Annotated in this window: 9 protein-coding genes; 6 read left to right on the plus strand and 3 right to left on the minus strand. The window is 65.9% G+C overall.

The features are described from left to right. Nucleotides 1-59 precede the first annotated feature (59 nt). From PVW46_RS21700 to PVW46_RS21710, 3 genes are read right to left on the minus strand one after another with little or no spacing between them, the layout of a single operon-like run. A complete protein-coding gene (locus tag PVW46_RS21700; protein ID WP_069209838.1) occupies nucleotides 60-524 on the minus strand; it encodes a CinA family protein in 465 nt (154 codons plus the stop codon). Beyond that, on the minus strand, nucleotides 521-1,006 hold the full coding sequence (locus PVW46_RS21705; protein WP_069209837.1) for a phosphatidylglycerophosphatase A family protein: 486 nt from the start codon (nucleotides 1,004-1,006) through the stop codon (nucleotides 521-523). Before PVW46_RS21705 ends, PVW46_RS21700 begins: the two co-directional genes overlap by 4 nt. Continuing rightward, on the minus strand, nucleotides 1,003-2,133 hold the full coding sequence (locus PVW46_RS21710; protein WP_069209836.1) for a bifunctional 2-C-methyl-D-erythritol 4-phosphate cytidylyltransferase/2-C-methyl-D-erythritol 2,4-cyclodiphosphate synthase: 1,131 nt from the start codon (nucleotides 2,131-2,133) through the stop codon (nucleotides 1,003-1,005). Before PVW46_RS21710 ends, PVW46_RS21705 begins: the two co-directional genes overlap by 4 nt. Before the next feature lie 196 nt (nucleotides 2,134-2,329). Between PVW46_RS21710 and dusB the strand changes: the two genes are divergently transcribed. The 6 genes from dusB (at nucleotide 2,330) to PVW46_RS21740 (ending at nucleotide 10,219) form a co-directional block, all read left to right on the plus strand. After that, entirely contained in the window at nucleotides 2,330-3,310 is a 981-nt protein-coding gene (gene dusB / locus PVW46_RS21715) for a tRNA dihydrouridine synthase DusB (protein WP_069209835.1), read from the plus strand. Then, entirely contained in the window at nucleotides 3,310-4,392 is a 1,083-nt protein-coding gene (locus tag PVW46_RS21720; RefSeq protein WP_043139761.1) for a two-component system sensor histidine kinase NtrB, read from the plus strand. The genes dusB and PVW46_RS21720 overlap by 1 nt, the downstream gene beginning before the upstream one ends. Then, nucleotides 4,393-5,763, plus strand: coding sequence for a sigma-54-dependent Fis family transcriptional regulator (locus PVW46_RS21725; RefSeq protein ID WP_043139759.1), 1,371 nt, complete (start codon nucleotides 4,393-4,395; stop codon nucleotides 5,761-5,763). It begins immediately after the preceding gene. A gap of 110 nt (nucleotides 5,764-5,873) precedes the next feature. After that, complete coding sequence (locus PVW46_RS21730; protein WP_069209834.1) at nucleotides 5,874-8,147, plus strand: sensor histidine kinase NtrY-like; 2,274 nt, start codon at nucleotides 5,874-5,876, stop codon at nucleotides 8,145-8,147. 27 nt (nucleotides 8,148-8,174) lie between these two features. Continuing rightward, nucleotides 8,175-9,590: a nitrogen assimilation response regulator NtrX gene (gene ntrX, locus PVW46_RS21735; protein ID WP_043139756.1), complete on the plus strand. Its 1,416-nt coding sequence runs from the start codon at nucleotides 8,175-8,177 to the stop codon at nucleotides 9,588-9,590. 20 nt (nucleotides 9,591-9,610) lie between these two features. Continuing rightward, complete coding sequence (locus PVW46_RS21740) at nucleotides 9,611-10,219, plus strand: hypothetical protein (RefSeq protein WP_274577584.1); 609 nt, start codon at nucleotides 9,611-9,613, stop codon at nucleotides 10,217-10,219. The last annotated feature ends 28 nt before the right edge of the window (nucleotides 10,220-10,247 follow it).

Raw genomic sequence — 10,247 nt, forward strand, 5'->3', positions numbered from 1 at the left:
GTACAAAATGCTGGAATCGACGTACGTTTCGTACGTTTTGTACAAACTGAAAGCGCCGGTCAAAGCGCCGAAAGGATCAGGTCCAACGCGTGTTTCGTGGCTGCGGCGCGCACTTCTGCGCGACCGATTGCACCATGTTCGATGGTCTCGGTGATCACGCCCGTTGCGCTGGCCAGGCCGTAGCAGACCCGGCCCTCGGGCTTGAACTCGGACCCGCCGGGCCCGGCAATCCCGCTGATCGCAACAGCCACATCCGCCCGTGCCGCGACGCGGGCGCCAAGCGCCATCTCGCGCACGACCTCTTCGGACACCGCGCCATGCGCCTCCAGCGTGGCGGGCAGGACGCCCAGCATTTCGGTCTTGGCGGCGTTGGAATAGGTCACGAACCCACGTTCGAAGACCGCCGAAGATCCGGCAATATCGGTCAGCGCGGCAGCGACCATGCCGCCGGTGCAGCTTTCGGCTGTGGTGACTGAGACTCCACTTTCAGAAGCCTTTTCAATGACCTGACTGGCAATGCTCACATCAGGACTCCATGTGACAGACCGGCGAGGGCGATTGCGACAACCGCGGCGAACAGGCCCGCCAAAACGTCATCCAGCATCACGCCCAAGGGGGTGCCCATGCGGTCGATGCGGCCGATCACCCAGGGCTTCCAGATGTCGAAGAGACGGAAGAGGACAAAGCCCGCGACCCAGCCGGGCCAAAGCCGCCAGACATCAACGCCCATGAACATGGCGCCGTAACTAACTGGAAAGATTGCAATCCACTGGCCTGCAAGCTCGTCGATCACGACCCAGGACGGGTCTTCGCCGTGGCCCTGCGCGGTCAAGTGTTGCACCGCCCACCAGCCCAGCCCGAAGGCCAGCAGCGTCAGCACCAGCAAGAGCCAGAACCCGCCCAGCAGGTGAATCCCGTAGGCCAGCGGCAGCGCCGCCAGCGATCCCCAGGTGCCCGAGGCGGGCCGCAGGTAGCCGACCCCGCCGACAGAGGCCAGCCATCTCACGCCGACACCAGCGTCGCGGTGGCCAGCGCCGCGATCCCTTCTTCGCGTCCCGTGAATCCCAGCCGTTCCGAAGTGGTGGCCTTGATCGAGATGCGTCCCGCGTCCAATGTCATGATTTCCGCCATTTTACCTGTCATTTCATGCGCATGCGGTCCGACCTTCGGGCGCTCACAGATCAGCGTCACGTCGATGTTCCCGATCGCGAAGCCGCGGTCCCGCGCCAGTTCGACCGCATGGCGCAGAAATATCTCGCTGGCGGCGCCTTTCCACTGTGGGTCCGAAGGCGGAAAGTGCCGCCCGATGTCCCCCTCGGCCAAGGCGCCATAGATGGCGTCGGTCACGGCATGCATGCCCACATCCGCATCGGAGTGGCCTTTCAGCTTGTGACTGTGCGGAATCCTGACTCCGCAGAGGATGACATGGTCGCCTTCCTCGAAGGCGTGAACGTCAAAGCCATTTCCCAGGCGAATGTCCATTTGTCCTCGCAAGTAACTGTCAGCGCGGGAAAAATCCCCCGGCGTGGTGATCTTGAGGTTGGCCTCGTCGCCCTGTGTCATGGCCACGTCCAACCCGGCGGCGCGGGCCACGGCCACATCGTCGGCGGCCCCTCCGGGATGCGCGCGATGGGCGGCCAGGATCTCGGCAAAGCGGAACCCCTGCGGCGTCTGCGCGCGGTACAGGCCCTCGCGGTCGCGGGTGCCGGTCACGCGGGTGCCGTCGCCCGTCCAGAGCGCATCGGTCACGGGCAAGGCCGGTGCGGCGCCGGGATGGTGGTCCAGCGCGTCCAGCACGGCGTCGATGACCGCAGGCGACACGCAGGGCCGGGCAACATCGTGGATCAGGACGTGGTCCGGCGAGTCCTGCGCCAGGGCCTCGAGCCCCGCGCGGACCGAGGCGGAACGGTCCGCACCACCTGTCACGATCCGGAGGTCCAGCCCCGCCGCAACAGCCTGTGCCTGAGTCATGTCGTCGGGATGCACCACCATGACCAAGGGACCGCGCCCGGCAAAGGCCTCGAGCGTCCAGCGCGCCACCGGCTTGCCCGCCACGCGCCGCCATTGTTTCGCCAACCCGCCGCCGGCCCGCGTTCCGCGTCCGGCCGCAACGATGATGATCCCTGTCTGCATGGTCCGTCCGATCTGTGCCGTCCTCTCATAGGCGCAGGTACGGTGTTGCGCAATCCGGCGGGGAGATTGATTAAAAAATAGGCATTTGTTCCGGAGGCGCCCTCGAATTGGGCCGGATAGATTGAAGAAAACAAAGCTCTCCCATAAGTCTCGATGACAGAGGTTACTTACACGCCATCGCACAAGGACTGGGCAATTGGGCTTTGATCTTGGAGACCGGCGGATCACCGTACCCGTTTTGCTGGCTCCGCTTGCGGGAATCACCGATCTGCCGTTTCGCACGCTCGTTTCGCGCTTTGGCGCGGGACTGGTCGTGTCCGAGATGATCGCCAGCGGCGAGTTCCTGACCGAACGTCCCGGCACCCGCGAAAAGGCGGAACTGGGCGCACAGATCGAGAACACCAGCGTGCAGATCGCCGGGCGCGAACCGGGGCCGATGGCCGAGGCGGCGCGCATGGTCGCCGACATGGGCGCGCGGGTGATCGACATCAACATGGGCTGCCCCGCCAAGAAGGTGACAGGCGGCTGGTCCGGATCGGCATTGATGCGGGCGCCGGATTACGCGCTCCGCCTGGTCGAGGCGGTGGTGGAGGCGGTCGACCTGCCGGTGACGCTGAAGACGCGTCTGGGCTGGGATGAGGATCACCTGAACGCGCCGCAGATCGCCCGCAGTGCCGAGGCGGCCGGGGTGAAGATGATCGTCATTCACGGCCGCACACGCTGCCAGTTCTACAAGGGCAAGGCCGATTGGGCCGCGATTTCGGAGGTGAAGAAGGCGGTGCAAGTGCCTGTTATCGCAAATGGAGACGTGATCGACGCCGCAGCGGCGCGCGCGGCGTTGAGCCGCTCTGGCGCCGATGGTGTCATGATCGGGCGCGGGGCCCAGGGCGCGCCCTGGCGCCTGGCCGAGGTGGCCCATGCGCTGTATGGAACGCCAGCGCCGGAGGTGCCCGAGGGCGCGGCTCTGATCGACATGGTGTCGGGGCACTACGAAGCCATGCTGGGCTTCTACGGCAAGACGCTGGGCAACCGCGTCGCGCGCAAGCACCTTGGCTGGTACATGGACGCGGCCAATACGCCGCCGGGCCTGCGCAAGCGCCTGTTGACCGAACGGGACACGCAGGCGGTGCTGGATCTCCTGCCCGAGGCGCTGAGCGCCGAGGTGGAGGCCGCCTGATGAGTGAAACAGACCCCAACATCTGGTCTTCGCTGCCCGTTCCGGCCATCCTGATCGACGAGGACGACCGCATCGCCGACCTGAACCCGGCGGCCGAAGGCTTCATGAACAATTCCTCCAAGTGGCTGACAGGTCAGCCGATCTGGGACCGGCTGGCGGTGGATGCTCCGCTGGAGGAAAGCTTTTTGAGGGCGCGAGAGCATGGCACGCCGCTCTTCGTCAATGACGTCGACGTGGGAACGGGCGCGCGTCCGCCGCTGGTCTGCAACCTGCAGATCGCGCCGCTGTCGGGGCGTCCGGGCTGGATGGTGATGCTGATCTCGCCGCGCGAGCTGGCCGGACGCATGACGCAGAGCCATTCGGTGAAATCCGCCGCGAAATCGGCCATCGGTATGGCCGAGATGCTGGCCCACGAGATCAAGAATCCGCTGGCCGGTATCGCCGGGGCGGCCCAGCTTCTCAGCATGAGCATCGGCCAGGATGATCTTGAATTCACGGATCTAATCGTGGCCGAGACGCGGCGGATCGTGAAGCTGCTAGAGCAGGTCGAGCAGTTCGGAAACCTCTCGGCGCCGGAACTGCGCGAGGTCAATATCCACGATGTGCTGGACCGTGCGCGGCGCTCGTCGCTGCTGGGGTTCGGGGCGCACATGAAGATCATCGAGGACTACGATCCCTCTTTGCCGATGGCCCTGGGAGACCCGGATCAGCTGCTGCAGGTTGTCCTGAACCTGATCAAGAACGCCTCGGAGGCCGCCGATCCGAAGGAGGGCGGGACGATCCGCCTGCATACCTTCTACGAACACAGTTTCCGGCTGCGGCGGGCCGATGGCTCGGGCCAGACGCTGCCTTTGCAGGTCGAGATCATCGACGACGGCCCGGGCCTGCCGCCGGACATCAAGGGCGACATCTTTGACCCCTTCGTATCGGGCAAGGAGAACGGCACCGGCCTCGGCCTGGCGCTGGTCAGCAAGATCATCTCGGATCACGACGGATGGATTTCGGTCGACAGCGTTCCGGGCAAGACGGTTTTTCGCATTTCCCTGCCGCGGGCACCTGCGGCGCCAAAGGAGAGCAGCTAGATGGATGGCACAGTTCTGGTCGCCGATGACGACCGCACGATCCGCACGGTTCTGACGCAGGCGCTGACACGGGCTGGATGCAAGGTGCATGCCACGTCCAGCCTGACGACGCTGATGCGCTGGGTGAGCGAGGGTAAGGGGGACGTGGTCATATCCGACGTCGTCATGCCCGATGGCAACGGGCTGGAGATGCTGCCCAAGATTTCCGAGGACCGGCCCGGGCTGCCGGTCATCGTGATCTCGGCGCAGAACACGATCATGACCGCGATCCAGGCGGCCGAGGCCGAGGCCTACGACTACCTGCCCAAGCCCTTTGACCTGCCGGACCTGATGAAGCGCACGGCGCGGGCGCTGGAAAACCGCAACAAGGCGCCCAAACGCGAAGAGCCGGTGGTGGGCGCGGATGAACCGGACGAGCTGCCGCTGGTGGGCAAGACCCCGGCGATGCAGGGGCTGTACCGGCTTGTCGCGCGGGTGATGAACACCGACCTGCCGGTGCTGATCACCGGCGAAAGCGGCACGGGCAAATCCCTCATCGCCCGCGCGCTGCATGATTTTAGCGATCGGCGAACGCTGCCCTTTATCACTGTCACCGGATCGGATCTGTCGGACCTCGACGGGCCGGCGCGGGTGCTGGCGCGGGTCAAGGGCGGCACGCTCTTGATCGACGAGATCGCCGACATCAGCGACGAGATCCAGGCCCGCGTGGTGCGCATGATGGATGTGCCGGGCGATCACGTTCCGCGCTTCCTCGCCTCGTCCCAGCATGACCCGCAGTCGCTGATCGAGGACGGCAAGGTGCGACAGGACCTGTTCTATCGCCTCGACGGGGCGGCGATCGCGGTGCCCAGCCTGCGCGAACGGGTCGAGGACATCCCACTCTTGGCGGAACACTTCCTGAACCGGGCCGAACGCGAAGGCGCGCCGAAACGCTGGCTGTCGGAAGGGGCGGCGGACCTGTTCCGCGTCTATTCCTGGCCTGGCAACGTGCGCCAGCTGGAAAACGCCGTGCGGCGCCTGAGCCTGACCAGCCGGGCCGAGGAAATCACGCGCAGCGAGGTCGAGGCGGTGCTGGGCAACCAGCCGGAAACCGGACCGGTCCTGCGCGGCGGCGACAGCGACAAGCTGGGCGAAAGCGTGGGCCGCCACCTGCGGCGCTATTTCGACCTGCATGGCGCGATGCTGCCGCCGCCGGGGCTTTATGGCAGGATCATCCGCGAGGTCGAGGCGCCCCTGATCGAGATCGCGCTGGAGGCGACGGGCGGCAACCAGGCCAAATGCGCCGATCTGCTTGGCATCAACCGCAATACTTTGCGCAAGAAGATCACCGACCTTGATATTCGCGTGACACGCCGCCGGAAGTTGATGTAAAAGGGCCACATAAGTGTGGCCCCGCCGCCTCGGCGTGGTGAGAAGGCCACAAAATATGGCGGTCGCCGGTCTCTGGATACCCAGAGTCGGCACATTGACGAGGATAGGCTGTGGCCACGCGGGCACGCTCTTTGTACCGATTTCCGACCTGGGGGTCATTCTCACGCCTGCGTCGGACAAGGCTTTTCCAGAATATCGTGGCACTGTTCCTGGTGGCGCTGGGGCCGGTTCTGGCCTTTGCCACCTTCATGGTGCTGGGACCGCTGGACCAGGGGGCAGGGGCGCTGTCGCTGCGACTCGTCCTGCTGGCCGACCTTGTCTATGTCCTGCTGCTGGCGGCGCTGCTTCTGGCGCGGGTGGCCCGCATGGTGGCCGACCGGCGGGCGCAATCGGCGGGTTCCCGCCTGCACCTCAGGCTGACCGCGGCCTTTGCGCTGATGGCCCTGCTGCCGACCGTCACGGTGGCGGTCTTTGCAGTGCTGACCATCAATATCGGCCTGGAAACCTGGTTTTCCAGCCGCGTGCAGAACGTCGTCGGCGCCTCGCTCTCCGCCGCCGAGGCCTACGAGGAAGAAAGCCGCGCCGGGCTGATTCAGGATGCGCGCGCCCTGGGGGCCTTTCTCGATGCCAACCGCCGCCGCAACTTCGTCATGGACGACGGCGAGCTGCGCCAGGTTCTCAGCCAGGGGCAGACCCAGATCCAGCGCGGGCTGCGCGAGGCCTTTGTCATCGACAGCGCCGGCCGCATCCGGGCGCGCGGCGAACGGTCCTACCTGTTCGATTTCGAGGAACCTTCGGTGGCCGACTTTCTGCGTGCCGATGCCGATGGCGTGACCGTGATCCCGGACTGGGACAACAACGAGTTCCGCGCCCTCTTGCCGCTGGAAGCCTTTGCCGACCGATACCTTTATGTCAGCCGCGAGGTCGACGGGCAGATCCTCAACCTGCTGGACGAGACGCAGGAAACCGCGCGGTTCTACCAGCAGCAGGAAAGTGAACGGGGGCGGCGGCTGTTCGACTTTGCGCTCTTGTACCTTGGCTTTGCCTTGTTGCTGATCCTGGCGGCGACCTGGGCGGGCCTGTGGTTTGCCGAGCGGCTCAGCCGCCCGGTGGGGCGCCTGACCGGGGCGGCGCAGCGCGTCGGGTCCGGCGATCTGGACGTGCAGGTGCCCGAAGAAGAGGGCGACGACGAGATTTCCATGCTGGGGCGTTACTTCAACCAGATGACGCGCCAGTTGAAAGGCCAGCGCGAAACCCTGCTGGAGAACACCCGCCAGATCGAACGCCGCCAGCGGCTGTTCGATTCCGTCCTGTCCTCTGTCACTTCCGGGGTGGTGGGGCTGGACGCCGAAGGCAAGGTGACTTTCGTCAACCGTTCTGCCGAGCGGTTGCTGGGCTGGCACGAAACTCACCGCGCCGTGCCGCTGGGCGTGGCGGTGCCCGAGTTCGGCGCGCTCTTTGAACGGTTACGGGCCGAGGCGGTGGAAACCGCGCAGGAAGAGGTCAAGGTCAGCCGCGAGGGGCGGCTGGAACACCTGCTGGTGCGCCTGTCCACGCGGCGGCGCCAGGATCGCTCGCTGGAGGGCTACGTTGTCGCCTTTGACGACGTGACGAACCTGGTTAGCGCCCAGCGGATGGCCGCCTGGGGCGACGTGGCGCGGCGCATCGCGCATGAGATCAAGAACCCGCTGACGCCGATCAAGCTGTCGGCGGAACGCATCCAGCGCAGCTTTGCCAAGCGGTTGGACGGACCGGATGCGGAAAAGGTCGCGGACCTGACGGAACGGATCATGCGCCGCACCGACGACCTGCGCCGCATCGTCGACGAGTTTTCCAAGTTCGCCCGGATGCCGGAACCGGAACGGCGCCCCGAGGACCTGTGTGAGATCCTGCGCGGCGAAGTCCTGATGCAGGAAACCGGCCAGCCTGGTGTCCGCTTTGTCACCGACCTGCCGGAAGAGCCGATGCCGGCGGAACTGGATTCCACCATGATCGGCCAGGCGCTGACCAACCTGATCAAGAACGCGGGAGAAGCGGTCGAGAGCCTGCAGGAAAAGGGCGCGCCCGAAGACTATCAGCCGGAAATCCGCGTCACGGCGGAGGCGCAGGAGGGCCGCGCCGAAATCCGTATCATGGACAATGGCATCGGCCTGCCCGAGGACCGCGCGCGGCTGTTTGAGCCTTACGTGACGACACGCGACAAAGGCACCGGTCTGGGCTTGCCGATCGTCAAGAAGATCATCGAGGAACATGGCGGAACGCTGGTGCTGGAAGATGCGCCCGCCTTCGCCGAGGGCGCGCACCAGGGCGCGATGGCGGTTGTGCGGCTGCCGCTGAACCGTGCGGCAGAGCTGCCGCGGGCGGCGGAGCTGGAAGATGTTTGAGCACGAAGAAATGAGAGGGCAGAGACAATGAGCGACATCCTGATCGTCGACGACGAACGCGATATCCGGGAATTGATCGGGGATATCCTCGAGGACGAGGGCTTTGCCACCCGGCTTGCAGGCAACAGCCAGGAGGCGATGAACGAGATCAACGCCGAGCCGCCGGCGCTTTTGATCCTGGATATCTGGCTGAAGGACAGCAAGATGGACGGGATCGACATTCTCAAGACCGTCAAGCGCGACAACCCCGATATTCCCGTGGTCATCATTTCGGGCCACGGCAATATCGAGATCGCCGTGGCCGCCATCAAGCAGGGCGCCTATGACTTCATCGAAAAGCCCTTTAACATCGACCAGTTGCTGGTGGTGATCCGGCGCGCGATGGAAACCTCGATCCTGCGGCGTGAGAACGTGCAGTTGAAACGTGGCGAGGTGAAATCCGCCGAGATGATCGGTGAAAGCGCCGCCTTCCGCGCGCTATTGGGACAACTGGAAAAGGTCACGAAATCCAACGGCCGGGTAATGCTGACCGGCCCCGCGGGGGCGGGCAAGGAAGTGGCCGCGCGCTATATCCACGCCCAGTCGAACCGGGCCAAGGCGCCCTTTGTCACCGTCAACTGTGCCGGGGTCGAACCTGAGATGATGGAGGCGATGCTGTTCGGCCGCGAAACCGCCAAGCGCGGGATCGAACCGGGCCTTCTGGAGCAGGCGCATGGCGGGGTGGTCTATTTCGACGAAGTCGCCGACATGCCCACCGGCACCCAGTCCAAGATCCTGCGGGTGCTGGTGGACCAGCAGTTCACCCGCGTCGGCGGCAACGACAAGGTGCGTGTCGACCTGCGCGTGATCTCCTCGACCAACCGCGACCTGCAGGACGAGATCGCCGCCGGCCGCTTCCGCGAGGAACTGTACCACCGGCTGAACGTTGTGCCGATCGCCGTGCCCTCGCTGGCCGAACGCCGCGAGGACATCCCGGTGCTGGCGGGGCATTTCATCGAACAGTGCAACCAGGCCCAGGGCCTGCCGGTGCGCGAACTGACCGAGGAGGCGGTGGCGCTGATGCAGACGATGACCTGGCCGGGCAACGTGCGACAGCTCAAGAACCTGGTCGAACGGGTGCTGATCCTGGGCGATGGCACCGGACCGATCGAGGCGCGGGAACTGCCGCAGGAAACCGCGCCGGGCGAGGATGCGGAGGGACGCGTGGTGCTGTCGGGCACGTTGGCGACGCTGCCGCTGCGCGAGGCGCGCGAGGCCTTTGAGCGGGAGTACCTGCTGACCCAGATCAACCGGTTTGGCGGCAATATCTCGCGCACCGCCTCTTTCGTGGGCATGGAGCGCTCGGCCCTGCACCGCAAGCTGAAGTCTCTGGGCGTCGTCACCTCGGCCAAGTCCGGGGCGCGGGTGGCGCGCGTGGATGCGCCGATCTCGGAAGTGTCCTGAACGGCGTGGCCGGGATGAGGATGACACGGCGGGCGGCCCTGGGCATGGGGGCCCTGGCCCTGGCGGGCTGCGCGGCGCCCCCGGGGGCCGGAGTGCCGGACGAGGCGATGCCGGGACCCGCCTTTGCCGAGGTTCCGGAGGCCCCCGCAGAGAAGATCGCGCTGCTGGAACGGGCCGTGCTGGACCTGGGGCCGGACGTGGACCCGGCAGAAGCGGCAGCGGTGGCGCGCATTTCCGTGCGCGAGCCTCTGGTCTGGGCGGACCGCTGGGACGCTGTGGACCCGCCGCTGATCCACAACATCCAGGTGAACACCGGCCGCAAACCGCGCGGGCTGTGCAAAGACTGGGCGGATGATCTCGAGGCGCGGCTGAAGCGTGAAAGGCTGCGCAGCCTTTCGCTGCATCGGGCCATCGCCAATGCCGACAACCTGCGGATCGAACATTCGACGGTCATCGTCTCGACCCGTGGCGCGCCGATGGACCGGGGGCTGGTGCTGGACCCCTGGCGGCTGGGGCGGGGGCGGCTGTGGTTCGGCCCGGTTGCCAGCGACCCGAAATACCGCTGGGTGCCACGCGCCGAGGTCTTTGCCATGAAACGGGCCCGCCGCGCGCGCCGCGAGGAGCGATAGTCGTCGGGACGGGACTGTTTGCGGCTTT

The sequence above is a fragment of the Mameliella sp. AT18 genome (assembly GCF_028807275.1).
In the GTDB taxonomy this organism is placed as follows: Bacteria; Pseudomonadota; Alphaproteobacteria; order Rhodobacterales; family Rhodobacteraceae; genus Antarctobacter; species Antarctobacter albus.

Bases quoted from the DNA above. Each gene is read 5' to 3' on its own strand.
- ntrX (WP_043139756.1), top strand. From the start codon at position 8,175: ATGAGCGACATCCTGATCGTCGACGACGAACGCGATATCCGGGAATTG.
- PVW46_RS21720 (WP_043139761.1), top strand. From the start codon at position 3,310: ATGAGTGAAACAGACCCCAACATCTGGTCTTCGCTGCCCGTTCCGGCC.
- PVW46_RS21740 (WP_274577584.1), top strand. From the start codon at position 9,611: ATGACACGGCGGGCGGCCCTGGGCATGGGGGCCCTGGCCCTGGCGGGC.
- PVW46_RS21710 (WP_069209836.1), bottom strand. From the start codon at position 2,133: ATGCAGACAGGGATCATCATCGTTGCGGCCGGACGCGGAACGCGGGCC.
- PVW46_RS21725 (WP_043139759.1), top strand. From the start codon at position 4,393: ATGGATGGCACAGTTCTGGTCGCCGATGACGACCGCACGATCCGCACG.